Source organism: Pseudohongiella acticola, from assembly GCF_001758195.1.
Lineage (GTDB): Bacteria > Pseudomonadota > Gammaproteobacteria > Pseudomonadales > Pseudohongiellaceae > Pseudohongiella > Pseudohongiella acticola.
On record NZ_MASR01000002.1, the window covers coordinates 384,162 to 410,842 of the forward strand.

Annotated in this window: 22 protein-coding genes; 8 read left to right on the top strand and 14 right to left on the bottom strand. The window is 55.0% G+C overall.

Translation table 11 applies throughout. The annotated features are described in order from the left end of the window. Window positions 1-17: 17 nt before the first annotated feature. The 6 genes from PHACT_RS14030 to PHACT_RS14055 all read right to left on the bottom strand — a co-directional run bounded on the left by PHACT_RS14030 (window position 18) and on the right by PHACT_RS14055 (window position 6,882). Complete coding sequence (locus tag PHACT_RS14030) at window positions 18-1,271, bottom strand: NAD(P)/FAD-dependent oxidoreductase (protein ID WP_070118884.1); 1,254 nt, start codon at window positions 1,269-1,271, stop codon at window positions 18-20. Window positions 1,272-1,411: 140 nt separating this feature from the next. Then, complete coding sequence (locus tag PHACT_RS14035) at window positions 1,412-2,626, bottom strand: acyl-CoA dehydrogenase family protein (RefSeq protein ID WP_070118885.1); 1,215 nt, start codon at window positions 2,624-2,626, stop codon at window positions 1,412-1,414. A gap of 135 nt (window positions 2,627-2,761) precedes the next feature. Next, on the bottom strand, window positions 2,762-3,526 hold the full coding sequence (locus PHACT_RS14040) for an SDR family NAD(P)-dependent oxidoreductase (RefSeq protein WP_070118886.1): 765 nt from the start codon (window positions 3,524-3,526) through the stop codon (window positions 2,762-2,764). A gap of 168 nt (window positions 3,527-3,694) precedes the next feature. Continuing rightward, window positions 3,695-4,537, bottom strand: a complete 843-nt coding sequence (locus PHACT_RS14045) for an SDR family oxidoreductase (protein ID WP_070118887.1) — start codon at window positions 4,535-4,537, stop codon at window positions 3,695-3,697. 3 nt (window positions 4,538-4,540) lie between these two features. After that, entirely contained in the window at window positions 4,541-5,557 is a 1,017-nt protein-coding gene (locus PHACT_RS14050; RefSeq protein WP_317622290.1) for an NADP-dependent oxidoreductase, read from the bottom strand. A gap of 116 nt (window positions 5,558-5,673) precedes the next feature. Continuing rightward, window positions 5,674-6,882, bottom strand: a complete 1,209-nt coding sequence (locus PHACT_RS14055) for an aspartate aminotransferase family protein (protein WP_070118948.1) — start codon at window positions 6,880-6,882, stop codon at window positions 5,674-5,676. 536 nt (window positions 6,883-7,418) lie between these two features. On the opposite strand from PHACT_RS14055, the gene PHACT_RS14060 reads away from it, so the two are divergent. Continuing rightward, window positions 7,419-8,954, top strand: a complete 1,536-nt coding sequence (locus PHACT_RS14060; RefSeq protein WP_070118889.1) for an energy transducer TonB — start codon at window positions 7,419-7,421, stop codon at window positions 8,952-8,954. Between the two features lie 34 nt (window positions 8,955-8,988). On the opposite strand, the gene PHACT_RS14065 is transcribed toward PHACT_RS14060, so the two are convergent. From PHACT_RS14065 to PHACT_RS14075, 3 genes are all read right to left on the bottom strand, one after another. Further along, window positions 8,989-10,191, bottom strand: a complete 1,203-nt coding sequence (locus PHACT_RS14065) for a CaiB/BaiF CoA transferase family protein (RefSeq protein ID WP_070118890.1) — start codon at window positions 10,189-10,191, stop codon at window positions 8,989-8,991. Between the two features lie 18 nt (window positions 10,192-10,209). After that, entirely contained in the window at window positions 10,210-10,755 is a 546-nt protein-coding gene (locus tag PHACT_RS14070; protein ID WP_169819486.1) for a chorismate--pyruvate lyase family protein, read from the bottom strand. A gap of 110 nt (window positions 10,756-10,865) precedes the next feature. Then, entirely contained in the window at window positions 10,866-11,903 is a 1,038-nt protein-coding gene (locus tag PHACT_RS14075) for an OmpA family protein (protein ID WP_070118891.1), read from the bottom strand. A 259-nt stretch (window positions 11,904-12,162) separates the two neighbouring features. On the opposite strand from PHACT_RS14075, the gene phoB reads away from it, so the two are divergent. Next, entirely contained in the window at window positions 12,163-12,876 is a 714-nt protein-coding gene (gene phoB, locus PHACT_RS14080) for a phosphate regulon transcriptional regulator PhoB (protein WP_070118892.1), read from the top strand. A 123-nt stretch (window positions 12,877-12,999) separates the two neighbouring features. Beyond that, complete coding sequence (phoR, locus tag PHACT_RS14085) at window positions 13,000-14,334, top strand: phosphate regulon sensor histidine kinase PhoR (protein ID WP_070118893.1); 1,335 nt, start codon at window positions 13,000-13,002, stop codon at window positions 14,332-14,334. A 41-nt stretch (window positions 14,335-14,375) separates the two neighbouring features. Here the strand turns inward: phoR and phoU are convergent, their stop codons facing one another. Beyond that, window positions 14,376-15,104: a phosphate signaling complex protein PhoU gene (phoU, locus tag PHACT_RS14090; RefSeq protein ID WP_070118894.1), complete on the bottom strand. Its 729-nt coding sequence runs from the start codon at window positions 15,102-15,104 to the stop codon at window positions 14,376-14,378. 210 nt (window positions 15,105-15,314) lie between these two features. Between phoU and ppk1 the strand changes: the two genes are divergently transcribed. Next, window positions 15,315-17,480 carry a polyphosphate kinase 1 gene (gene ppk1 / locus PHACT_RS14095; protein WP_070118895.1) on the top strand — a complete coding sequence of 722 codons (2,166 nt, stop codon included), beginning with the start codon at window positions 15,315-15,317 and terminating at the stop codon, window positions 17,478-17,480. Here ppk1 and PHACT_RS14100 read toward each other — a convergent pair. Next, entirely contained in the window at window positions 17,440-18,396 is a 957-nt protein-coding gene (locus PHACT_RS14100; protein WP_070118896.1) for a Ppx/GppA phosphatase family protein, read from the bottom strand. The genes ppk1 and PHACT_RS14100 overlap by 41 nt on opposite strands. A 41-nt stretch (window positions 18,397-18,437) precedes the next feature. Here PHACT_RS14100 and PHACT_RS16650 point away from each other — a divergent pair, with 41 nt between their 5' ends. After that, a complete protein-coding gene (locus PHACT_RS16650) occupies window positions 18,438-18,560 on the top strand; it encodes a hypothetical protein (RefSeq protein WP_281201752.1) in 123 nt (40 codons plus the stop codon). Beyond that, on the top strand, window positions 18,541-20,478 hold the full coding sequence (locus PHACT_RS14105; protein WP_070118897.1) for an ArnT family glycosyltransferase: 1,938 nt from the start codon (window positions 18,541-18,543) through the stop codon (window positions 20,476-20,478). The genes PHACT_RS16650 and PHACT_RS14105 overlap by 20 nt, the downstream gene beginning before the upstream one ends. Window positions 20,479-20,493: 15 nt before the next feature. On the opposite strand, the gene PHACT_RS14110 is transcribed toward PHACT_RS14105, so the two are convergent. Beyond that, the gene (locus tag PHACT_RS14110; RefSeq protein WP_070118898.1) at window positions 20,494-22,245 is read right to left on the bottom strand and encodes a methyl-accepting chemotaxis protein; all 1,752 of its coding nucleotides are present in this window, start codon (window positions 22,243-22,245) and stop codon (window positions 20,494-20,496) included. A gap of 203 nt (window positions 22,246-22,448) precedes the next feature. On the opposite strand from PHACT_RS14110, the gene PHACT_RS14115 reads away from it, so the two are divergent. Next, window positions 22,449-23,174, top strand: coding sequence for an ExeA family protein (locus tag PHACT_RS14115; RefSeq protein WP_070118899.1), 726 nt, complete (start codon window positions 22,449-22,451; stop codon window positions 23,172-23,174). Between the two features lie 96 nt (window positions 23,175-23,270). Then, window positions 23,271-24,050 (top strand): serine O-acetyltransferase, encoded by a 780-nt coding sequence (gene cysE / locus PHACT_RS14120; protein ID WP_070118900.1) that lies wholly within the window; start codon window positions 23,271-23,273, stop codon window positions 24,048-24,050. Here cysE and PHACT_RS14125 read toward each other — a convergent pair whose 3' ends face one another. Both PHACT_RS14125 and PHACT_RS16440 read right to left on the bottom strand, forming a co-directional pair. Next, on the bottom strand, window positions 24,051-25,427 hold the full coding sequence (locus PHACT_RS14125) for a PhoH family protein (protein ID WP_070118901.1): 1,377 nt from the start codon (window positions 25,425-25,427) through the stop codon (window positions 24,051-24,053). 121 nt (window positions 25,428-25,548) lie between these two features. After that, window positions 25,549-26,679 (bottom strand): sodium ion-translocating decarboxylase subunit beta, encoded by a 1,131-nt coding sequence (locus PHACT_RS16440; RefSeq protein WP_070118902.1) that lies wholly within the window; start codon window positions 26,677-26,679, stop codon window positions 25,549-25,551. Window positions 26,680-26,681: the final 2 nt, after the last annotated feature.

A 26,681-nucleotide genomic window follows, 5' to 3' on the forward strand; every position in this document is an offset into this window, starting at 1 on the left:
GTCAGGCGCTAGCGGTGCTACCCGAGCAGCGCATCGGATACGCGAAGCGCGCTGACAACACCGTCTTCGTGAAAGCCTTTGCCCCACCAGGCACCACAGAACCAGGTCCGCTGCACGCCGTTGATCAACGCCCATTGTGTCTGCGCGTCGGCAGCGGCGCGGGTGAAAACCGGATGTGCATAGTTGAAACGACCCAGTATGGATTCTGGCGCAATACGGTCGGTATCGTTGAGACTGACCAGGAACTGTGCGTCGCCAACAATGCCCATCAACCGATTCATGTCGTAGGTAATGCGCGGTAAACCACTGCGATCCTCAGTCAGGTAATAATTCCAGCTCGCCCAGGCGCGTTTATTGGCCGGCATGACCGACGCGTCCGTATGCAGCACGACATCATTCGCCTGGTACTGGATCGCAGCCAGCACTGCCTGTTCGGACTCGCTGGCATCACCTAATAGCGCCAGAGCCTGATCACTGTGACAGGCCAATACCACCTGATCAAACTGCTCAACGCCATCGCGGGTGACAACATCGACGTTCTCTGCGTGCCGTTTGACCTCCGTCACTGGCGTTGACAGTCTTATGCGATCACTGAAACCAGCACTCATGGGCTCAAGGTAAGCCCCGGATCCACCCACAAGTGTCCGCCAGCGTGGTCGGTTGTGGACATTCAACAGCCCGTGGCGAACCATAAACGGCACCATGAAGCGCACAGGAAATTCCAGCATGCGCTGAAACGGCGTTGACCAGATGGCGGAGGCCATTGGCACCAGGTAGTAGTCGCGAAACCTGTCACCTAAACCCATGTCCCGCACATAGTCTTGAAGCGACGAGTCCGGTATGCAGTCGTTCTCGAAATCGCTGATGGCCTGCTGGTTAAAACGCAGAATATCGAGCAGCATTTTGATATATGACGGCGACAACAGGTTTTTGCGTTGCGCAAACAATCCGTTATAAAGCGCCAGCCTGCCAGTAACACCCGCATATTCCAGACCTGTGGTCTGACAACTGACACCAAAACTCATGTCAGAGTCGCGCCACTGTATACCCAGCTCATCCATCAGGGCGATAAAATTTGGATAGGTCCAATCGTTAAAAACGATAAAGCCGGTGTCAATCGAATGGGATTGGCCATTGACAGAGACATCAATGGTGGCGGTATGGCCGCCGAGGCGATCGTCGGCCTCAAAGACGGTAATATCGTGATGACGGTGAAGTTTGAAGGCGGTGGTCAGGCCGGCAATACCGGTTCCGACAATGGCTATTTTCAAGTTAAGAATCCTGGCGGTAGCTGACGTAGTGGCAAGCTCACTTGCACAAAAAGGCGCAATCTCCAACTGAGTTGCTGAATCAATTTACGTCAGCATGCCTGCGCCGGATCACCCGACGCAGGCACCTGTCTGCTAGCCTATCAGGCGTACTTGGCCAGCTCTTTGCGTGCGATGACCCGGCGGTGGACCTCGTCCGGGCCGTCAGCCAGACGCAGGGTTCGCTGCGACGTCCACAGGGCAGCCAGCGGCGTATCCTGAGACACACCGGTGGCTCCGTGCATCTGGATGGCACGATCGATAACCCGCAGGGCCATGTTGGGCACGGCGACCTTGATCTGGGAAATTGCATCGCGTGCCGCCTTATTGCCGATGGTATCCATCAGGTAGGCAGCCTTGAATACCAACAGACGACACATTTCAATCTCAATGCGACTGTCAGCAATTACGTCGTAGTTACCACCCAGTTCTGCCAATGGTTTGCCGAACGCTTCCCGGCTCATTGAGCGTGTGCACATCAGATCGAGAGCACGTTCCGCTGCACCAATCGAGCGCATGCAATGATGAATGCGACCTGGCCCCAGACGCCCCTGGGAGATTTCAAAACCGCGGCCGCGACCCAGGATAATATTCTCTTTTGGCACACGGACATTGCTGAACCGTATATGCATGTGACCATGAGGCGCATCATCCTTGCCAAACACTTCCATCGGACGCAGGACGTCAACGCCGGGCGTGTCCATTGGCACCAGTATCTGGGACTGACGGTTGTGTTTGGGCGCTTCGGGATCAGTCACCACCATCACAATCATGATTTTACAGCGCGCATCGCCGGCACCGGAGATATAGAATTTCTCTCCATTGATGACCCAGTCGTCGCCATCCATGACGGCACTTGTTGCTATATTGGTGGCGTCAGAGGAGGCTACGTCCGGCTCGGTCATAGCAAAAGCAGACCGGATTTCACCGGCCAGCAGCGGCTTCAGCCATTGCTCTTTCTGTTCATCCGAACCATAACGTTCGAGCACTTCCATATTGCCTGTGTCTGGCGCGCTGCAATTGAATGCTTCTGAGGCCAGACGACTGCGGCCCATGATCTCGGCCAGGTGGGCATACTCCATGTTGCTGATGCCAGCGCCGCCCTGACTCTTGGGCAGGAAGAAATTCCACAGCCCCAGTGTTTTTGCTTTCGCCTTGAGGCTGCCCATGATCTCGTCCTGTCTGGGCGTATGAGACCAGCGATCACCGACACTGACTTCGTCGTGGTATTCCTTCTCCACCGCCGCCACGTCGACTTCGACAAACTCGCGAATCTTTTCACGTACTTTTTGCATTTCTTCAGACAATCCCAGATTCATTCCCGATTCCTCATGATGATGTTCATGTTTTTATGTTGTTCTGCGCCTGATTTCGGTGCGCTTGAACGTCAGGTTTTTCCATTCAGATAGCCGGCAGCCCTTAGCCGTCGACCCGGCGCCGTTAACCTGTAACTTTCAACCTGTAATAGTGCCACCGCCATCGACAACCAGCGTCTGTCCGGTGGTAAAACTGCCGGCATCCGATGCCAGGTAAATCGCGGCGCCAGCAATCTCTTCCGGCTCACCGATTCGTCGCAAGGGGTACTTGGATACCGTTGCTTTGTATGTTTCCGGATTCTCCCACAGCGCCTTGGCAAAATCTGTCTTGATCAGGCCCGGCGCAATGCAGTTGACACGAATATTTTTGGGTCCCCATTCGACAGCCAGGTTGCGGGCAATCTGCATGTCGGCCGCCTTGGAAATGCCATAGGCACCCAGCACGTCTGTACCTTTCAGGCCGGCAATCGACGAGACAATGATGGTTGCACCGCCGCCGTTTTCGGCCATACCCGGCAACACCAACTGGCACAGCCGATGCGCGCTGCCGATGTTTGAGTGCATGATTTTATCAAACGCTTCGTCCGGAATGTCCTGTGACGGGCCGTAGAACGGATTCAGGGCAGCATTGATAACCAGGATATCGATCTTGCCAAAATGCTTGATGGTGGCATCAACCAGGGTTTTGAGTTGTTCCTTGTAGTTGATATTGCAGGCTACCGGTAATGCTTCGCCGCCATCGGCGTTGATTTTGGCGGCAACCTCGTCACACGCATCCTGATTACGGCTTGAAATGACCACCTTGGCCCCCGCATTGGCCATATGGGTTGCTATTGCCAGGCCAATCCCCTTGGTTGAGCCGGTGATCAGGGCTACCTTTCCGCTCAGATCGAATAAACTCATGTCTGCTCCCCTCTTCTTACCCCATGGCATCGCTGCCGCTCGTCGATAGAATCACAACCAACATACAGGTTATAAATTCAGTGAATTATACTTAGCTGTATTATAACAAGAGCACACAATACCTGAAATCCCTGCGTCCTGCCAGCCAACAGGCAGGACCGCTGACGCTCAGTCCTCCGCCATCCAGGGGCGCGCGCCTTTGCTTACATGCGTACCTCCGTCAACCGGAATCACTGCACCATTGGTGTAGGCGCCGGCTCTTGAAGCCAGATAAACCAGCACCCCGGCTATTTCTTCCGGCTGCCCTGCGCGCCCCATGGGGCTGTCGGCGGCAATATCATCGCCAAACTCACGCAATACATAATCGGTCATGCGTGACTGGAAGAAGCCCGGCGCCACTGCATTCACAGTGATATGACGAGGCCCCAGATCAACAGCCAGAGTTCGCGTCAAATGGTGCAGGGCGGCCTTGCTGGCAGAATAGGCAAAGGTGGGCACCCGCTGCACAATCGGCACCTGCAGACCATCCATGGAACCGATATTGATGACCCGAGCCGGATCCGGGGCCGACGCTGCCTGTGTCAGCAATGGCAACAGATCCCGGGTCAGTGCAAACACCGCATTGACGTTGGTCGACATGACCTTGGCAAACGCATCATCCGGGTAATCCTCTACCCTGGCGCCCCAATTGGCGCCTGCATTGTTCACCAGAATGGACAGACCTTGCCCGGCAAAGTGATCCTGCAGAAAATCGCCCAGTCGCCGTCGATCATCGGCTTCGGTAATATCGGCGGCAATCGCCAGACAATCGCCCAAGGGCCGAAGCTGCGCCAGCGCAGCGTCGCATTTATCCTGTTTGCGTGATGCAATAACCACGCGCACACCCGCCCGCAGCAGCGTCTCGGCCATGATCAGGCCCAGACCGCTGCTGCCGCCGGTGACCAGAGCAGTTTTGCCAGCCAGGCCGAACAATTCACTGATATTCAGCGATGATGTCTGTATTTGTGCCATGGTTTATTCGTCCGCTATTTTTACCAGCTGCTTGCCAAAGTTTTTGCCTCGCAACAAGCCCCGGAACAGTTCAGGCGCGTTTTCGAGACCTTCGCCGACAGATTCGCGATAGTTGATTTTGCCTGCATTCACCCAGGCGCCCAGTTTTTCGGTCGCCTCTGGCCAGCGCTCCTGCCATTCGGTGACCACAAAAAAGCGGTGCTCAGGCACGTCATCCAGTGCCTTCAGAATATGGAAAGGTGTTTCAGCCTTGGTGATATCGGTGTCGTTATAGTTGGAAATATAACCACAGATCGGGACCCGTGCACCCGGGTTGAGCAGAGGTGCAACTGCGCGCGTGACATCGCCACCCACATTTTCAAAATAGATATCAATACCATTCGGGCAGGCCGCTTTCAGCTTTTCCGCCAGGTTGCCGCTTTTGTAGTCCAGGCAGTCATCAAAGCCCAGCTCCTCTTTGACATAACGACATTTCTCTGCGCCACCGGCAATACCAATGGCGCGCAGCCCTAGCGTGCGGGCGAGTTGGCCAACCACCGAGCCGACGGCGCCCGATGCTGCGGCCACCACCAGGGTTTCACCGGCCTGTGGCTTGCCCACTTCTGTCAATCCGAAAAAAGCGGTACGGCCTGGCATGCCGACCACACCCAGATGCGCGGATAAAGTGCCATTATTCAGATCCACTTTCATTAATCGTGGATCGTCATCGTCTGCCACAATCATCGTCTGCCAGCCCATGTGTGCCGTCACATGATCACCCACCTGAAAGCGTGAAGATTCTGATGCAACCACAACTCCCGCAGACTCCCCGGTGATGACATCACCTACCTGCAGGGGTTGTGCATAGGATTTCACATCGTTCATGCGCCCACGCATGTAGGGGTCCAGTGACAGCCAGATTACCTTGATCAGAATCTGACCTGATTGCAGCGTCGGCACATCCTCCTGTACCAGACTGAAACAGTCATCACCGGGTTCGCCGACAGGCCGCTTGGCCAGTAACATCTTGTTATTTTTCATCATAACTCCTTTATTTGGATATATTCTCACAATAAGATGCCCTGCATACTAGCTCAGTCTCAGCTCAGCTCACAACCCGGCTCCCAAGCCGTGCAGCCAGTAACCAGTGATTGCACTCAGGCGCAATGTGCCTGATCAGCAACCTGCCTCCGCAACTCAAGCAGCGCTGCCCTGATCCGTGCCAGACCCAATTGCCACTCGGATTCCGTCAACAACAGCGTGGGCAACAACCGCACCACTGCATTTTTAGTCGGTGTCACAATGACACCCTGAGCAGCACAGGCATCTGTCAGCGGCCAGACCCAACTGTCGGAACCCAGTGCCAGCGCCAGCATAAAACCCTGTCCCCGGACCTCGCTCACCAGGTCGGAAAATGTCTGTTGCAACGCCTGCAGATCCTGCAGCATGATCTGACCAAGCACGTTGACGTGCTCAGCAACACGATGCTCACGCAAATAGCCCACCACGTCAGCGGCGACCGCGCACATCAGCGGATTGCCGCAGTATGTGCCACCATGGTCGCCCAACTGCACGGCGCTGGCCACCGCCTGCGTCATGGCAATGGCTGCAAACGGTAAGCCACCGGCGATACCTTTGCCCATGGTCATTATGTCGGGTCTGACGCCAGTGTCACTGATGGCAAAGAAAGCGCCGGTTCGGCAGAAACCCGTCTGCACTTCATCAATAATCAATAACGCACCGTGTGCCCGGCACTGTTGCTGCAACTGACGCAGAATTTCGTGTGACACCGCCTTGACACCGCCCTCACCCTGAATCGGTTCCAGAATCACGGCCGCCACATCGTCATCAATCATGGCAGCAAGATCATTGACTGCGACAAAGTCATTGCCAGGCACACTGGGCAGAAACCGTGCACTACTGCTGGCACCACCCGAGACTGAAAGCGTCGCCAGTGTCCTGCCATGAAAAGAGCCGTGCACCGCCAGCACGCGCTGCCTGCCTGTTATCTTTCTGGCAAACTTCAACGCTGCATCATTGGCCTCGGCACCGCTGTTGGCAAAATAGATCCGGTCCAGTCCATCCGGAAGCACCTGTTGCAACTCAAGCAACAGGCGCGCCCGTGCCGGTGAATAGGTGAAGCCGGAATTCGGATTCTGCATAATGCAGGCTGCCTGCGCTGACAGCGACGACAGCATGACCGGATGTGCATGCCCCAGGCAGGTAACGCCCCACCCGGACGTGAAATCCAGTAGCTGATTACCATCCCCATCCCAGACAAAGGCACCCTGACCTCGCTCAATAACCAGAGGCTGACGTTTGCATACGGTCAGCCCCAATGAATTTTCCACTTGTATTACGTCCATAAACACCTCGCCATTTTCATCAAAGCTCACAACATCCGGATTAAATTCGGGGTAAAAAACAGGCAAAAAAAAACCTCTGAGGCCAGCGGCGCACAGAAGTTTTTGATTGGTTTGTTAACTGTTTTGTTATTTCAGTTGAGCAGTACCCTCACCTTCAATCTCTGTGACGCTGGCGCAGCAAAGCGCCGCCGCACGCGCACGGCGTGCAGCTGCCGCCAATGCGGGCAGTGCCAGAGCAAATAAATTGATCGGTGAGTAAGTCATAAAATCAGGTTACAGAACCATGCAACATTTAACAGAATGCGAAATCTAAGTAATTTACAACAACAAGTCAAGATGTACGCTCAGTCACGCGCCACCGCTCCCTGTCAGGCTCCGGTGGCAAGCGGAAACGCTTTCATGGCGACTGTTTTTGTATATACTCAGGGTACACCCATGGTTGGCGATGACACATTTAACAGGGCAAACATAAGCTCGGGGCCTATAAGCCCACTGTCAGTGACCAACCAGCTATTCGTGGGGCGGGAGGGAAAATCATGTCGTTAACACACCTTTGGCATGTTGTTCGGCGGGCGGGCGACTGGCCGCTACTGACTTGCGGCCTGGGTTTCGTATTACTGCTGGCCGCAACCGCCCTGTCGGCCGCCGAGGAACCTCCCAGAACAGAGGACTCAGCAAAGCCTGCATCGTCGCTGGCCGCCCGCGTGGAACACCTTAATATTCTGCGGGAACGGGTCGCGCAGCTACAAAACCAGCAAGGGCAATACGACCCTGGCCTGCTGAACGCCATGAACGGCTTGAGTGAAGCACTGATCTCAGTTGGCGAATTCAGGGAAGCCAATGATGTGGTTGAACAACAGATTCAGATTCTACGCGTTACCGACGGCCTGTACACCGATGGCCAGATCGCATTGGTGCATCGTCAATTGTCTATCATGGCAGCCCAGAGAAACTGGCTGGGCATGGAGGACAGATTGCTTTACCTGTCCTGGTTGCTGGAGCGCTCCAGCACACTTTCAGACAGCGAAAGAATTAGTAATATCAAGGTAATGCGAGACTGGACTCGCCTGTTGCTGAGCCGCGGGCCGCGTCAGCAGGAGGCCGCTTATCTGTTCCAGCTTCGCGATCTTGAGGAATCAGCCCTGGCGATGGCAAGGGAGACCAATGCCACTCCCGCAGTGGTGCAGGCGATGCTGTATGACCATGCCTTAACGGAATTTTACATTGCACTGGGTATCGTCGACAGTTCTGACACCAGCCGGCAACTGATCAACCGCACCGAAGGCACACCAGCAAACAATTTGCGCCCGATCCAGCGCATGACCAGTGTACAGGACATAGAGGCGACTTACGGTGCACGCACCAGTACTGTCGTGGAGCGCGCCCACCGCGCTGCCATGATGCGCCACTACGTGCTGATCAAAGAACTGGAATCGACCCTGTTGCCGGCAGATAAAGAAGCCGGCGACCTGGCCAGCGCGGACCCTGAAGCCGCAGCGATGATGCAGCTGTATCTCGGTGACTCGGTGCTGTTGCGGCAGCAGTACGAGCTGCGTATTGGTGCCATGGCCGGCCCCGACCGGGGACAAAGCAGTACCGGTTCGGCCAACAGTTATTACCAGCGTGCCTGGGACCTGTTACTACAGGCAGGCTACTCTGCAGATCTATTGAACAGGGCATTTTCCTGCCCTACATTGCTGCCTCTGCCGACATTCTCCAGCCATCTGGAGACGACCGGAGACGCTTGTGATCCGACTGGCGATCAACGGATTGAGGTCCCAGCTGCCGCGTTGGTCCACAACGGTATTCCTGGCTTGCGTTTTCAGGCCATGCCGGGCAGCTCCCTTATGAGCCAGGCGGCGGGTATCAGCGCAACGCTCAGCTTTAGCCTCGGTGTCAATGGACAGGCTGACCGCATGCAGGTGCTGGCGGCCGAGCCTGACAGCACGGCGGCCCGAATTCGGGGCCGCGACAGCCTGCAGGGCCTGCAGTTCCGGCCGGCACTGCAGAATGGCAGAGCCGTGCGCACGGAAAATGTGACTATGACCCTGTTCAGTCTTGAGCCTGGCTAGCCTGATTGAAATTGCCTGTCACCGGCGCGCCTGCCTAACTGCGCTTGTCAGGCACAATGCCACGGGCGACCAGATCATCAAAAGCGTCACCGGCAATGCCCATTTCAGCCAGAATTTCCCGATTATGCTGCGCGAATTTCGGCGGCAGACGTTCCAGCCTGCCCGGCGTACGGGAAAACTTGATTGGAATACCGGTCATTTTGTACCAGTCTTTTGCCAGGTTCATGGACCGGTGCACGGTATGTGGGTGCTCCACGACCTGCGCGGTGTTGTAAATCGGGCCAGCAGGCAGACCGGCAGACAGCAGTCGCTCGCACAATTCATTGCCATCGATTTTCATCAAATATGACTCGATCTCGGCTTTCAGAATTTCCCGGTTTTTGACCCGGTCTGCATTACGGGTAAAACGCTCATCAGTGGCAAGTACCGCTGCACCAATTTCCTCGCACAACTTACCAAAGGCCCGGTTATTGCCGGCCCCGATGAAGATATCGACGGTCCGCGTTCTGAACGTCTCATAGGGGCTGATGTTGGGATGGGCATTGCCGGTGGCGACCGGCACCTTGCCAGACATATTGTAATTCACCACGTGTGGATGCATCAGGGATACAGCGCAATCATACAGGGTCATGTCTATGTACTGACCGTGACCGGAGCGCTGACGCTCATGAGCGGCCATCAGCACCGCGATGGCAGAATATAGCCCGGTCCCCATATCCACCATCGCCACGCCCAGACGTGTTGGATTACCACCGGGCTCGCCGTTGACACTGAACCAGCCCGCCATCGCCTGGACGATGGCATCGTATCCAGGAAAGCCTCCCAGCGGGCCATCAGACCCAAAACCACTGATGCGACAATGGATCAATCGGGGAAAGCGTTTTTTTAGAACGTCTTCGTATCCCAGACCCCATTTCTCCATGGTGCCGGGTTTGTAATTCTCCAGCAACACATCGGCATCTTCCAGGAGCCTGAGCAGAAGCTCTCTGCCCTCTTCCTGCCTCAGATCAAGAGCCATGGCTCGTTTGTTGCGATTAACACCAATAAAATAGGCTGCATCGCCGTCGTGGAAAGGCGGCCCCCAGTCACGAACCTCATCGCCCTGTGGCGGTTCTATTTTGACAATTTCAGCCCCATGATCGCCCAACACCTGCGTACAGTACGGGCCACCCAGTACTCGGGTAAGATCAATAACTCGCAGCCCTTCAAGGGCGCCATTGCTTGATTGTTCAGTCATGCTCTGAATCCTGTAAAGTTAATCGCGACATTCGAGGGTGTTGATCTGCTCAATCAGCGCGGGAAGGAAAAATTCGGCAACCAGCAGTGATTTACCTTGCAGATGAAAAACCGACCGCCGCCCCCAATGATCCGAAAAACGCACCAGCTCAGGCTCATCCCGGCGCAATTGCGGATGACGAAACAAAAAGCCGCCCAGAGGGCGATCGCGCAAGCGCACCAACTGACGCAGTGAGCCCTGTACGCTGCTGCATGGAATGAGAGAGTGTGCGGCAACCCAGGGCCGACCGTGCCCGCACAGCAGCACACGACGGGACCACATCATTTGTGTCGCCTGGCGTTTACCAAACACTGATATCGTCTGATGACTGCCCTGGATCCAACCTTCGTCCAGAACCCTCACCCTGAATGCGCCTCCACTCAGCGCCTGCAGGCGACTGGTAAGGGAACCCGGGTCAAGCAGGCATTGTCGCCAGATGGGTGATGGCGGTGACCAGTGCTGTTTTATCTGGCGCCATGGCAGATCAGCATCAGCCCTGTAGTTTGAAAATTGTGTCGCAGTCAACTCATGTCCTCTGCCTGACAGTTAATCATATTCAGATTAGCTGTAGCAATAAAAAACTCCCTGCCGCCCAGAGGACGACAGGGAGTTCATTTTACGGAACAAGCGTTACATCAATCGCGCATTTGTGGGCGCTGAACCGTAGAGGACAGCACACTTTCCACGCGGCGATTGCGCTCACGACCTGCGGCCGTAGCATTGTTTGCCACAGGTTGTGATTCACCGTATCCATTTGACGTAATACGCGCAGGACTGATGTTAAACCGCTCGATCAACACCTGACGAACTGCTGCCGCACGACGCTGGGACAGCTCCTGATTATACGCTTCCGTACCAACGCTGTCGGTATGACCGCCGAGGGCGGCAACCGTATCTTCGTTGGCATCCATGAAGTCGGAGACCCGACGGATTTCATCGAAATATGCTGGTCGCACTTCGGACTTGTCGAACTCGAACTCAACATTCAGCTCAATGCGCGCCACTTCTTCAATCATGATTGGACACCCCCGATCATCGACCGCGTACGTGCGCGGTGTATCGGGGCAGGCATCACGATCATCAGGTACACCATCGCCATCGCTATCAACCACGGCGGGCGCAGGCGCTGGTGTTGGTGCAACTGGCGCTGCTGTGCGCGACGACCCGAGATGGAAAACCAGCCCGGTATCAATACCAAAATCGTAAGTGCCATCATCAAAGCCATAGAATGTACGCGCAGAAGCACGCCATTCGACTCGGTCATTGAAGCGATAGCTAAGACCGGCACCCGCATTCAGCGTGGTGTCGTCGTTAGAATGGAAATGGGTATGACCAAGGCCGGTGGCGAAAAATGGTGACAATACGCCAACCGAATTATCCAGTTTGTAGATCGCATCCAGACGAATGCTGCGCAGCCGCTCCAGTCCGGCCAGCGTATTCATCTTGATGTTGGCATGACTCAGCTCCAGGGCAAGGTTGTCACTCAGCCCGTAGCCCAGGCCGACCGTGTAACCAAACTCATCTTCGGACTGCCGCTCACTATCAAAATCCATCCATTGCACACCCGGTGTGATGTAAAACCGGTCCTCGTCCGCAACTGCCGACTGTGCTGACATGCCAAGCGCTCCCAGCGCAATAGCAAGACTCAAAACTTTAACTGACTTGTTGTCCATGGTCTCTCCTTAACTTCTTTTTTGCTGCAGCTAGAGTAACCTGCACTGTGGGTGATTATGCAACCTTGTGGGTTCACGCGACGCAGTATACATGAGTCCTGAGCGGTATTGATATCGGCACGCTGTGACTACACTCACACAGACGCACAAATCGTTACTTTGGCTCAATGCCGGCAGTGTTATGCTGCTATATTGTCATGAAAATGTAATATTTCACTGCTTTAATACGCTACAGCAATTAACGCCAAGGTAGCAACGTATGACCAACGAACAGACTATTCTGATTGTCGACGACGAAGCCGCAATCCGCGACATGATCGGGATCGCACTGGACACCGCCGGATATTCAAGCATGGTTGCTGAAACCGCGCTGGAAGCACATGTCAATATTGTCGACAAGCGGCCGGATCTGGTCCTGCTTGACTGGATGCTACCAGGGGGTAGCGGCATCGAACTGGCTCGCCGTCTGAAACGTGAGGAGCTGACTGCCGACATTCCCATCATCATGCTGACCGCCAAAACCAGTGAAGATAACAAGGTTCAGGGGCTGGATGTCGGCGTTGACGACTACGTTACCAAACCATTTTCACCCCGGGAACTGGTCGCCAGAATTAAAGCCGTATTGCGTCGCAGCTCAGGGAATCTGAGGGACAAACCCATTCGGGTTTTTGATCTGGAGCTAGACCCGGCCAGTCACCGCGTCACGCTGAACGACCATGCCGTCGACATGGGACCCACCGAATACCGGCTGCTCAACTTCTTTATGACCCATCCCGAAAAAGTGTTTTCCCGGGATCACATCCAGGATCAGGTCTGGGGCGCCAACGTTTATCTTGAGGAGCGTACCGTCGATGTTCACATTGGCCGCCTGCGCAAGGCGCTGACTTCGGCATCAGGCCAGGGCATAAACTATGCAGGCCTGTTACAGACCGTCCGTGGCGCCGGCTATCGCTTTTCCACGCGACCTGACTGATTTTCCACGCGACCCGACTGACAAACGTTGATCAAAGACCCAACAGGAACCAGAGTGGCGCTGGTCTGAACCCTCCGTTTTCGCTATAGTCGCGCCAGACTCATCCATTGCAAGGCCTGACCATTGATATCCGATTGGCAATCTGCCCTGAAACGCCTGACGTTGATCTTTCTGGCCCTGTTGCTGGCCGGCTGGCTCATCGGCGCCCCAGCCCTTGTTGTGTTGGTCGGCACCATTGTTTATCTGATTTACCATCTGCGCCAGCTGCGCCGCCTGTACAACTGGCTGCGCGATAACCAGAACTCGGAACCCAGCCCGCCGCCGGAAGGCCACGGTATCTGGGGTTTCGTTTTTGATGGTATCTATCTGCTGCAGCGACGCGAACGTGACGCACTGACCCATCTACGCAGCATCATTGACAAGGCGCAGGAGTCAACTGGCGCCCTGGAAATGGCCGTGGTCATGATCAGTAACAAAAACGGCCTGGAATGGTGGAACCCGGCGGCCTCACGCCTGCTCGGGTTTCAGAGCCCCAAAGACCGCAACCAGCCTGTCACCAACCTGATTCGTGAACCCCAGTTCATTGACTACTATGGCAAGGGACATTTCAGCAGCCCGTTGAAACTGAGCTCCCCTGTCAACCCGGCATTAATGCTGGAGTTCCAGATCACCAGTTTTGGCGACGGTGAGCGCTTGATGCTGGTCCGCGATATCTCCCAACTGTACCGCCTGGAAATGATGAGAAAAGACTTTGTCGGCAATGTTTCGCACGAACTGCGTACGCCGATTACAGTCATCACCGGCTACCTGGAAACCATGCTCGACGACCGCCAGAATATCGCACCACGCTGGAGCAGACCACTGGAGCAGATGTATCAGCAATCGCAGCGTATGGAGAACATTATTCGCGACCTGCTGACGTTGTCACAACTGGAAACCCGCTCCGCGTCCAAACAACTGTCTGCTGTGCAGCTGCAGTCACTGCTGCGTGAAATAAAACAGGATGCTGAACAGGTAAGCCAGGACAAAAAACAGGTTTTCCAGCTCGACTGTGACCCGGACATTTATATCCGGGGCAACATCAATGAGCTATACAGTGCGATCTCCAACCTGACTATTAATGCCGCCAAATACACGCAGGCAGGCGGCAATATCTCACTCAACGCCTACACCACCCGCGACGGCCTGACCATCAAGGTGACCGATAACGGCCCGGGCATTGAGGCACATCACATCCCCCGGCTGACGGAACGCTTCTATCGTGTCGACGAGAGCCGCTCCACCGATACCGGCGGCACGGGCCTGGGACTGGCGATTGTGAAGCATGTGCTGGCACGGCATGGTGGACGCCTGGACATTGCCAGCAAGATTGGCGATGGCAGTCAATTCAGCTGCCTGTTGCCTGCTGACCGGGTACTGACTGCGGAGCAGGCAAATTCGCGCAGCCCGGCAGGCTGAACACCTGCCTTGCTGGCGTCATCGCGGTATCGTGCAGAGGGTTACTTGAGTTCGGCTTTCACCTGTTCTTCCATGCCGGACAGACCTGCATGACGAACGTCGGTGCCCATGACCATGTAAACAACATGCTCAGCAATATTTTTGGCGTGATCGCCAACACGTTCAAGTGAGCGCAATGCCCAGATCACATTCAGTACCCGGGTGATACTGCGCGGATCTTCAATCATGTAGGTGATCATTTCCCGCATGGCAGTGCCATACTCAAGGTCAACGCTGACATCTTCACGGGCCACTGCCAGCGCTGCCTCAGCGTCATAGCGGGCAAATGCGTCCAGCGCCATATTGACCATGTGGCGGACACGCTCACCAATGTGACGAATTTCTACGTACCCTTTGGATGAATCGCCCTGATCCGCCAACTCTATGGCCAGACGCGCAATTTTCGCAGCCTCATCGCCGATACGCTCCAGGTCATTGGTCGCCTTGATAATGGCCAGCACCAGGCGCAGGTCACTGGCGGCCGGCTGCCTGCGCGCCAGAATTCGATTGCAGGCTTCATCAATGTTGATTTCCATATCATTGACGGCATCATCTTTGGCACGAACAGTTGTGCCCAGGTCACTGTCAGCGGAAATCAGAGCCGACAGCGCATCGCCGAGCTGATGCTCGACCAGACCACCCATCTCCAGCATACTGCTTTTTATCTCTTCCAGCTCCTGATTGAACTGTTGTGAAATATGGTGACCGTGAACACCTGCATCTGTTTTCATATCAAAGGATTCCTTGCGGGGCTTGTGGCGAAGCTTACTCTCCGGCACCAGTACAATACAGATCTTATGTGACAATTAAATGACAGTCCAGCCAGGCGCCGGTAAACCGGTCAGCCTCCTGCCGATTTCAAGAAACTGTCACATGGAAAGCCATGTAATCAGCATCGAGCTGATATAGAATAGCGAATCGCGTTCGTCAAGGTAAGAGCAATGAGCAGCAGTCAGCCATCCAAGGTCACACTTACAGACGCAAATCCCGGGCCTGAAACGCCCGGTTGCCCTGCCGTGGCAGCGGATATCGATCTCAGTGCCAGTGAATATTACCTGAACCGCGAGTTGAGCTACATGCAGTTCAACCTGCGCGTTCTTGAGCAGGCAAAGAACCAGCAGCACCCTTTGCTGGAACGATTGATGTTTTTGCTGATTTTCAGCTCCAACCTGGATGAATTTTATGAGATTCGAGTTTCCGGGCTTAAGAAACAACTGGGGTTTGGCCGCCAGCGTCCCGGCCCCGACGGCAAGTATCCCCAGGAAATTCTGAGTGAATTGCATGAGCAGGTCCGGCTTGCCTTGCAGGAACAGTATCGTATCCTGAATGAAGAGTTGTTGCCGGCCATGGCCGAACAGAACATCCGTTTCCTGTATCGCCATGAATGGGATGATAATCTGGTAGCCTGGACGCAGGACTATTTTCGTAATGAAGTGCTGCCCGTCATCAGCCCACTCGGGCTGGATCCGGCGCACCCATTCCCGCGCCTGGTCAACAAAAGCCTGAATTTCATTCTGTCCCTGGAAGGCAAAGACGCTTTCGGTCGTGACAGTGGCCTTGCCATTGTGCCGGCCCCCAGGGCCTTGCCGCGGTTGATCAAGATACCCACGCACATCATGCCCGAAGGTGACAACTTCATTTTCCTGTCATCTGTCATCCATGCCCATGTGGAAGAGTTTTTCCCCGGCATGCGAGTCAAGGAATGCCACCAGTTCCGGGTCACCCGAAATTCCGACCTGGAAATGAGCAATGTTGAAGTTGAGGATGTTGCCAGTGCCTTGCAAGGTGAGTTGCACCTGCGCCGCTTTGGTGCTGCCGCAAAGCTTGAGGTAGGTGCCGGGTGCCCCTCGGAGCTGACCGACTTTTTGCTTGAACGTTTCAACCTGACCGAAGAAGAACTGTTCCGCCTGGATGGCCCTGTTAATCTGCAGCGACTGATGGCCCTGACCGCGATGGTCAACCGTCCTGAACTTCGCTTCCCGCCCTTTTCGCCGGGCACGCCACCAGCACTGGAAGAAGGCAACTGTATCTTTACCGCGGTGACGCGCGAAGATCAGTTACTGCTGCATCCGTTTCAATCCTTTATTCCCATCATTGACTGGGCGCGACAGGCCGCAAAAGACCCTGGCGTGATTTCCATCAAGCAGACCCTCTATCGCACCAACGAATCGTCAGAGCTGGTCGAGGCACTGGCTGAAGCCGCCCGCAACGGCAAGGAAGTGACCGTTGTCATCGAACTGCGCGCGCGCTTTGACGAAGAAGAAAACATCCAGTTTGCCAGTATCCTGCAGGAAGCCGGCGCGGTTGTTGTTTATGGCGTCATGGGTTACAAAACGCATGCAAAAATGCTGTTGATCGTTCGCCGGGAGAATGGTCGATTGAAGCGATATGCGCACATGGGCACTGGTAACTACCATCGCAAAAATTCATTGCTGTACACTGACTACAGTCTGATGACCTGTGACGAAGTGGTATGCTCGGATATACACAAAGTATTTCAACAGATTACCGGCATGGGCAAAAAGATTTCACCAGAAGTCATTCTGCATGCGCCCTTCCGCCTGATGAAAGGCCTGATTCAGCTTATCCAGCAGGAAAAGCAGGCAGCCCTGGAAGGTAAGCCCGCCAGAATAATAGCCAAGATAAATTCGCTGACTGACCCAGCCATCATTCGTGAGCTTTATTGCGCATCGCAATCAGGTGTTCAGATTGACCTGATCGTTCGCGGCATTTGCTGCCTGAAACCGGGAGTACCCGGTGTCTCCGACAATATCCGCGTGATCTCTGTCATTGGCCGCTTTCTGGAGCACTCCCGGGTGTATTACTTTGCCAACAGTAGCACCTCCATGTACTGCTCCAGTGCAGACTGGATGGAACGCAACCTGCAGCAACGCATCGAAATTGCCTTCCCTATCCTGAAGAAAAAAGCGGCTACCCGAATATTGGAGGAACTGGAGATGTACCTGGCGGATCGCCAGCAAAGCTGGGAGCTGCTGGCAGACGGCACTTACCGTAAAAATGAGCCCGGCCCTGATGAGTCACCGGACGGCGTGCAGTCACTTCTACTCACTGCGCTCGCAACACATGCAATGGCGACTCGCCTCTGATGGAGGCCTGCGCCAGGTAGTGCAACATGCCTTCACGTAATGCAGACGGGCTGAATTGCAGTTCTGATACCTGACAAGCAGTCATAAAACCATTCAAGACCGCCCACCCGGGAAGAATGAGCTCCCTCCGCCCGTTTTTTAATCCGGGCAGCGAATATCCAGGCTCCAGCACAGTTCGCATGACGTCAGTCTTGAGCGCCTGCAATGACGCCAGGCTGACACCCGGTGTTGTCCTCTGCGCTTGGCTCTTGTACGCGCACACTGCACTCAGCATCTTGGCCGTGCCAGATGACGCATATGCCTCTTGCCATGGGGTTGTCGCCAATTCACCGGCTACACCGGCGAAAATCCCGGCAGACGCCTCCGCCGCATCATCAAGTCGTTGCGACAGGGCCGCCTCTGACTGGGGCAGGTCGCTAAACCATAAGTCGCGCCAGCTGATACAGCCTATTGCCATGCTGTGGGATTGCAGGCGATGCTGACCTGCTCCCACCACCAGTTCAGTGCTGCCGCCACCAATATCAATGATCAGTCGGGAAACGTCATCTGACGGCAGGGCCGAGATAACGCCGGCATAGACCAAAGCGGCTTCATCAAGGCCAGGCACGACATCAATCACAAAACCTTTCTTGCGGGCCCTGGCCAAAAACTGCTCAGCGTTGGCAGCCGTGCGCAGCGCATTGGTCCCCACTGCCCAGCAATGTTCAATGGGATAACGTGCCAGCGCTTTTGCGAACGTATCCAGGCAGGACAGCCCCCGCTCAAACGCTGCCGGGGTGATCATGCCGCCAGCAACCAGGCCTTCACCCAGCTGTACCTTTTCGCTGAATCGCTCAACAATGTCATAACTTCCCTCATGCCAGCGGGCAATCAGGAGATGAAAGCTGTTAGATCCTAGGTCGATACAGGCGTACATGTATTGGTCACAAAAAAACGGTTGCAGGGATTAGAACATGGATGAGCGCCCCACCTCCACCCCTGGTGACCGCCTTTTTGTTTTACTTCCTGACGCTGATTCATATAATGCCGGTCACTGACGCGCACTCCATCGAGCACGACCATGCCAACGCAACGCATTGAAGCATTAAACCAGCCAGCACAGCGGGCACTGATTATTCTGGTATCGCTGGCGTTACTGACAACAGCCATCAAGATTTTTCTGGCAACGCGGCTTGAACTGTACAGCGATGAAATTTTCTATTGGCAATCCTGGCAGTTTCCGGCATTTGCATACAGTGATCTTCCTTTTATGGCGGCACTGCTTGCCGGCACCGGTGCCGAGCTATTGGGTCACCACGCGATTGCCGTACGCGCCATCTTTCTGGTCATGGGCTGTAGCGTTCCCATGCTGGTGTATTGGCTGGCTCGCCCGCTGACCAGTCAGCAACAGGCGCTGACATCGGCCGTTTTGACATTCTGTCTTCCCATGGCCGCATTTCTGGGTCTGCTCGCGGTGCCAGACGTACCCCTGATTTTCTGGGGCCTGCTGTTCATTGGCAGCCTTGAGCGCGCGACCCGCAAGGGTCAGTGGCGCTGGTGGTTGTTCGCAGGTCTCACCGCCGCCCTTGGCTTGAGCACACACTATCGATTTTCTCTGTACGTGCTGGCTGCGCTCATATTCATGCTGCTCAGCCGCAGTCACTGGCACTACTGGCGCAGCGGCAGACTCTGGCTGGCCGGCGTGATCGCCGCGACGGGTTTATACCCGGCACTGAGTTTTAATCTGGTGCATGACCTCAGTGGTCTCGACTACCACCTGCTCAGTCGCCACCCGTGGCAGTTTCAGATTGAGGGCCTGTTGCACCCCTTCATTCAGGCCACTATCGTGACACCCTTAATGTATGCGCTGTTGTGGTTTACGCTGTGGCAGCTACTTCAGAAAGCGCGTGCAGGCGATACCCGTGCCGGCCTGTTTGCCGCATTCGCGGCCACCAATCTTGGTGTGTACCTGTTATTGGCCCCCTGGAGCGACACCACCCGAACGACGCTGCACTGGCCATTGTCTGGCTACGTACCACTTCTGGTGTTTGCGCCGTTAGCCCTTTCATCAGTAAAAACCTGGTTAAATGCTCGCTGGCAGCCGCAACGCGGCCGGCGCATCGTGCGCGTAATTCCATTGACCGGTCTGGTTGGCACGCTACTGCTGTTTATTGGCATCGGCTCACAGGGATTCAATCAGCAGTTGCAGGCCTTGATAGGGACCGGTGTGCTCTCCAATAAAATGGCCGGCTGGCAGCCACTGACGGAACATGTCGGCACGCTGCAGCGCACTCAGGGTCTGCCCAGCGACACCCTGATTGTTAGCGACAACTATTACACCAGTGCGCAAATCGCTTTCGCCTTGCCGGCAGCTCGCGCATTCACTATTGATCAGGATAAAACCATTCGCGACGGACGTTACGCACAATACGCGATCTGGCAGAAAGATGAAGCCGGCCTGCGCCAGCTGGAGGGTGAACAGGCGCTGTTTATTACCGAAGACAGTACGCTGGATATTAATGAGAAACTGGCGGTTATGGACCGCGCCTGTAGCCTGTTTGAGGAACTCACACTATTAAACCAGTTATTCCTTTATCAGGGCGACAAGATCTTCAGCTTCTATCTTGGCAGGAATATTCAGGCGGGCGCTGGCGACAGCGGGACTGATTGCCCGAAACCCAGTCATTTATGGCTGGACCAACCCGAGGATGACGCCGTCATTTCCGGGCAACAGGCAGTCAGCGGCTGGGCCACCAACACCAACATGGGTGTTGGCAGCATACGTATTTTACTCAATGGCAACGTCGTTGGTGAGACACAGCGTTCGATAGCACGTAACGATGTTGTTGACATACGCGGCGCCCATGACGACCCGGGTGCGCCCAATCTTGGATTCGAGTTTGTGCTGGATACCAGCCAGTTTGCCAACGGCCGTTACCAATTGGCACTGGAGGTAGTCAGCGGTGCCGGCGAGCGCCAGCGCGGAGCGCTCCGACAGATCACAATAACTAACCCGTGATGACTGCGGCGCGTATCAGCGCCGTGCCCCATCTCCCAGTTTAAACTGGCTGACCAGACCATCCAGTGCACTCAACAAGGCGTCGATCTCCTCGTGGAACTGTTTGCACTTCAGGTAGTCTTCTGTATTCAGGCGGCCATCTGCCGCGATCTTGACACTGCTCTTGGCAATACCATCGGTAACGTCAGACTGCTGCTTCACGGCACTGGCGATATCCCGACTGCGCTCTGAAATCAAAGACACCGATGTCAGCACCGAGTCCAGCAGTTCGTTGGCGGAATTGGCGGACCCTACGCATTCTTTGGACAGATTGACACCCTGATCCATGGCGGACACGATCTGTGCCGTGTTGTTTTGCAGATTCTGAATAATGGTATTGATTTCCAGCGTGGAGGCCTGGGTTTTCTGCGCCAGGCTGCGCACCTCATCGGCCACGACCGCAAAACCACGCCCTTGTTCGCCGGCTCGCGCCGCCTCGATGGCAGCGTTCAGTGCCAGCAGGTTGGTCTGTTCCGCGATACCTTCGATCACTTCCAGTACTGAGTGCACTTTCTCGTTGTGGTCCCGCATGTCGTGAACCTGCTGCTGAATCGAGGTCAACGAGCCGGACAGTTTCTCGACCGACGTGCGGGTACTGGAAACCGCTGCAGTGGCTTTCTGTGTGGCGCCATTGGCTTCACTGGCTGCAGTAACACTGGTTTGCGCACCTTCAGCAACATCCGCCAGTGATGACGACAGCTCGGTAGTTGATGAAGCCAGCAACTCGGTCTCCTCCAGTTGCGAGGCCGACCGTCCCGCCGTGCGCTGGATCATGTCAGAAAACTGTGACGACTTATCGGTAACTTCAGCATTCGTCGACAACACTTGCCGTATGATATCAGCCAGCTTGCCAACAAAGGTGTTAAAGCTGCCACCCAGTTGCGAAAGCTCATCATCGCCTTCGTCTGCCAGTCGGCGACTGAGATCTCCGGAGCCCTGCGCAATGTCCTGCATGTAGGCCTGAGCTTTACTCAATGGCTGAGTGATGGATGCAGACAGGAAATAGGCAATTGCAACCAGCACCAACAATATAACCAGAATGATAGCGGCAGAACTCATCGCCCAGGAATTAAACTCGGCGCTGATATCGTCTTCATACAGGCCATGAATGATGACCCAGCCCCAGGGCTCAAAAAGTTCGGCATAAACTGTTTTGATTTCTGCCTCGGGGTGCGCCAGTGGATCATCAGTGAACGTCAGGAAACGATGACCAAACAAGGGTTCTGGGAAATACAGATACTCTGCGAAACCAGTGTAATCAGGGCCGGTATAACGCTCAATGATGGCGGTCATGGTTGGAGTCGGGTCGCGATAACCCAGATCCCGCATGCGCTCTTCCTCTGTTGTACTGGCGTTCTGCATTGCCTGTCTGACTTGCGCGTCGGTATCCAGCGCACTGTCCACATTGCGTAGCGGATGAGCAAGAATCTGGCCCAGGCGATGATACAGAAGCAGATAATTACGCTCATCAACCATGGTATTGTTGATCATGAAGCGACCCAGCCGCTTTGCCTCAGCGTCTGTCATGCTGCCGGCACGAACCTGGGCATTCAGCCCGCTTAACGCCTCATGAATCATCTGTACCTGATTGACACTGCCTTCGCGCAGCTGGTCCATGAAGCGTTCTCGCGCTTGCAGCAACAAAGTTACACTCAACCCGATGATGGCGAGTACGCTGATAAAGACGATAAGCCCCATGCGGGTACGGATGGTAAATTTACTGAACATGACAGGTTCCTGCAGTTAATTGCCCTTGGCCTGCGCACGACGCAGGCATCAATTTATTATGCCTAAGATAACGGCTATATTCGGGAAAACATTAGCACCTGTTTAATCTTTTGAGCTTGAAAAGCATACCGCTCTGCATTAGCCTGAAGACTCAACATGCATCTATAATTCGGCTCATGAATCACGATTCATTAAATGACACAATGGCACCCTTTAGCGATACGCCAGACCAGCGCATGTTCTGGGGCGGGCATGGTTGCCAGCAGATATTCAACTCTCTGCTACAGTCCATCATTGATGGTGCCCCATTGCAGACGGTGATCGCAGAGCCGGGCCTGGGTAAAACCATGCTTTGCCGCAAGCTACTGAATAGCCTGAAGTCTCACAAAAGCCGATTCAGAGCACTGTACCTGCCCTGCCCGGAACAGGACTTCGATGATGCCCTGATCAAAGATCTGTTGAGAACGCCATCCAGACAGCGCCGTACTGTGCTGCTACTGGATGAAGCACAGGCACTGCCGGAAGAGTTTCTTCGCCAGTTATTGCGCTGGTTGACGACATCCGAGCCGGACTCAGGTACGACACAAGCCGTCCTGTTTGGACAACCGGAACTGGAACAACTTCTGGACGCCACAGCACTAAAACCGCTGGCAGACCTGCGCACGGCAAACCACGAGATTCAGCCATTTAACCGCAGTCAGATTCTTGCCTACCTGAACGACCGGCTTGACAGAGCTGGCGAAGACCCCACGACTCTGCTCGACCCCAAGATTGTCGAAACAGTCTGGCATGCCAGCGGCGGTGTGCCGCGCATTGCCAACACCATCATGCGCAAGGCATTGCTGGCGGCACGCAACGACGACTCTTCTGCTCTGGAGCATCACCACATCCTGTCGGCTACGTCTACGACGGATGCCGCAGTGTCATAAGCCGCTTCCTGCGATATAATCCCGTTTCTGCCAGACCTGCCGTAATGCCAGTCAAGTCAACAGTTGCGGCACCCAATGCAGCGATGGAGATTCAGAATGCCGGAAAACATCTGGGAACAACTACAACAGGAAGCCCGCGAACTGATCGGGCGTGAACCCCTGATGGCGAGTTACGTTTACGCCTGCGTGCTTAATCATAAAAGCCTGAGCTCCGCGCTCAGTTATCTGCTGGCGCACAAACTGGCAAACTATGTCATGTCAGCCGTCGCCATTCGCGAACTGATCGACACAGCCTTCAGAGAGTCACCGGGCATTGTTGATTTTGCTGCTTGCGATATCCAGGCGGTGTACGACAGGGACGCCGCCACCAGCGCGTTCTTACCGGTAATTCTGTACCTGAAAGGGTACCAGTCGATCCAGGTACACCGGGTTGCCCATTTTCTGTGGAATAAAGGCAGGCGCGATCTGGCACTCTACCTGCAGAGCCGCAATTCAGAAGTGTTCGGCGTCGATATCCATCCAGCCTGCGTCATGGGCAAGGGCATCATGTTTGACCATGCCACCGGTATCGTCATCGGTGAAACCACGATCATTGAGGACGATGTCTCCATTATGCAGTCGGTCACGCTGGGCGGAACCGGCAACGAGCAAGGCGATCGCCACCCCAAAATTCGCTCTGGTGTGCTGATCTCTGCGGGCGCAAAAGTGCTGGGCAATATCGAAGTCGGTCGCAGCGCCAAGGTCGGCGCAGGCAGTGTCGTGCTCAGGGATGTACCAGAGCACACCACGGTGGTTGGCGTCCCGGCTCACCAGATTGGCAGGCCCTGTCCCGACAATCCCTCGCACACCATGAATCAGCTGGTCGATAGCGACTGATTAAAGGTGCTCTTCAGCGTAAGCGGCCAATTCCGAGCGCGGCACACCCTGCAATTGCAGGTTGCCGCCCAGCGCAAAGTTCTTGAAACGCTCAGTGAGATAGGTCAGGCCGGAACTGGTCGGGCTGAGGTAGGGCGTGTCGATCTGTGCCAGGTTGCCCAGACAGACCACTTTGGATCCGGTGCCCGAGCGGGTCACAATAGTCTTGATCTGGTGAGGTGTCAGATTCTGCGATTCATCAATCAGGATCAGGCTGTGCTGAAAACTGCGGCCGCGAATATAGTTCAGAGACTTGAATTGAAGCGGCACTTTGGCCAGCACGTAATCTATACTGCCAGCCGCGTTCTCGTCATCCCAGTGTAACGCCTCAAGGTTGTCTGTTATGGCTCCCAGCCAGGGCTCCATTTTTTCAGCTTCGGTACCAGGCAAAAAACCTATATCTTCATCGAGGCCCTGAGTGCTGCGGGTCGCGATAATGCGGCGAAAGAGTTTGGTGTCCAGCGTCATTTCGATGGCAGCCGCCAGAGCCAGAATGGTTTTTCCGGAACCAGCGGACCCAGTGAGATTAACCAGATGCACGTCAGGGTCCAGCAACAGGTCCATGGCCATGGCCTGGAAAATGTCGCGAGGCTGCAGTCCCCAGGTCTCCCGCTGCATTAATCGCTCCCTGTCGAGATGGCGAAGGATGATATGCGTGTCGGTCAGGCGTGACACCCTACCCAGAAAGCCGGCAGCGTCAAAGAAGAACTGGTTCGGATAAACTTCCTGCTCTATTGCGCTTCGGGGAATCTGGTGAAAAGTCTCGCCGCCATGGGTCTGTTCTGTTTCAACAGCACTGATGTGATCCCAGAAACTGTCACCAAAATCGATATACCCTTTATTAAGGTGTGCGATATCGCTTAACAGCTGATCGGTCTGATAGTCCTCTGCATCAATGCCACATGCCCGGGCTTTGAGGCGCATGTTAATATCTTTGGTCACCAATGCCACGTGATGGGCAGGATGCTGTTGCTTGAGCAGCGCCACCGCGTTGAGAATTTTATTGTCGTTAAGATGTTCGGGAAGGATGCGATGAATCTGGGGAGTTTCCGTCATTAACACCGACAGCGTTCCCAACGTTGGCACCTGCTTGCCGCGATCGATGGGCACACCCTGCTCAACATCGACGGGCGTGGCCTTACCAAGGATACGATCGATTTCCCGTATGGCTTGCCGGCAGTCGGCGGCAACAGCGCCACGCCCGCTTTTCAGGTTATCGAGCTCTTCCAGCACGGTCATTGGAATGACAACCTGATGCTCGTCGAAATTCCAGATAGCAGAGGGGTCGTGGATGAGTACGTTGGTATCGAGGACGTAAAATATAGGGCTTAATGACACAAATAGCGGCTCTGTTTTATTTATTGCAACAAAGTTGACACTAAACTTTTATCATGACCGCAGTGTGACATGCGCTGGCAAACCTGTGCAAGCAGTTACTTGCAACAGGATTGCCAGCACATCAACCTACCAATTGAATCAACACCCCTGCAGCAACAGCCGAGCCGATTACACCGGCCACGTTGGGCCCCATGGCATGCATCAACAGGAAGTTGTGCGGGTTGGCTTCGGTGCCCAGTCGGTTGGCTACGCGCGCAGCCATTGGCACCGCAGAGACACCAGCGGCGCCAATCAGCGGATTGATTTGACTTTTAGACAGGAAATTCATCAGCTTTGCCATCAGGACACCGGCGGCCGTGCCGATTGAGAAGGCCACGATACCCAATCCCAGCACGCCCAATGTGCTGGGAACCAGGAACTGATCAGCAATCAGTTTCGAACCCACGGCCAGCCCCAGCATGATGGTGACAATATTGATCAGCGCGTTTTGTGCGGTCTTGGTCAACCGGTCGACCACACCGCACTCTTTCATCAGGTTACCAAAACAGAACATACCCAGCAGTGGTGCTGCGCTTGGTATGACCAGGGCGACCAGGATCAGGAGTACCAGCGGGAACAGGATCTTTTCACGCTGTGACACCACGCGCAGTTGCGACATTTCAATGCGTCGCTCTTTTTCTGTGGTCAGCGCCCGCATGATGGGCGGCTGAATCAGCGGCACCAGTGCCATGTATGAATAGGCTGACACGGCGATGGCGCCAAGCAGTTCGGGTGCCAGAATACCCGCCACATAAATAGCGGTTGGCCCATCCGCACCGCCAATAATGCCGATGGCGGCTGCCTGCTGCAAACTGAAGTCGAACCAGCCCAGATCGGTAAAAAACAGGGCACCGAGCACAGTGGCAAAAATACCAAACTGGGCAGCCGCGCCCAGCAACAGTGTTTTAGGATTCGCCAACAGCGGACCGAAATCGGTCATCGCGCCTACGCCCAGGAAGATCAGAAGCGGGAAAATGCCGGTTTCCAGTCCTATAGAGTAAAACTGGGCAAGCACGCCCTGCCCGACCGCAATATCGACACCGGGAATGTTCGCCAACATGCCACCAAAACCAATTGGCAGCAGCAACAGTGGCTCAAATTTCCGGGCAATCGCCAGGTAAATAAGACCCAGACTGACCAGAATCATGATCAGTTGTTTCATTTCAATCTGATACACGCCGGTGGCGTGCCAGAGTTCTATCAATTGATCCATGC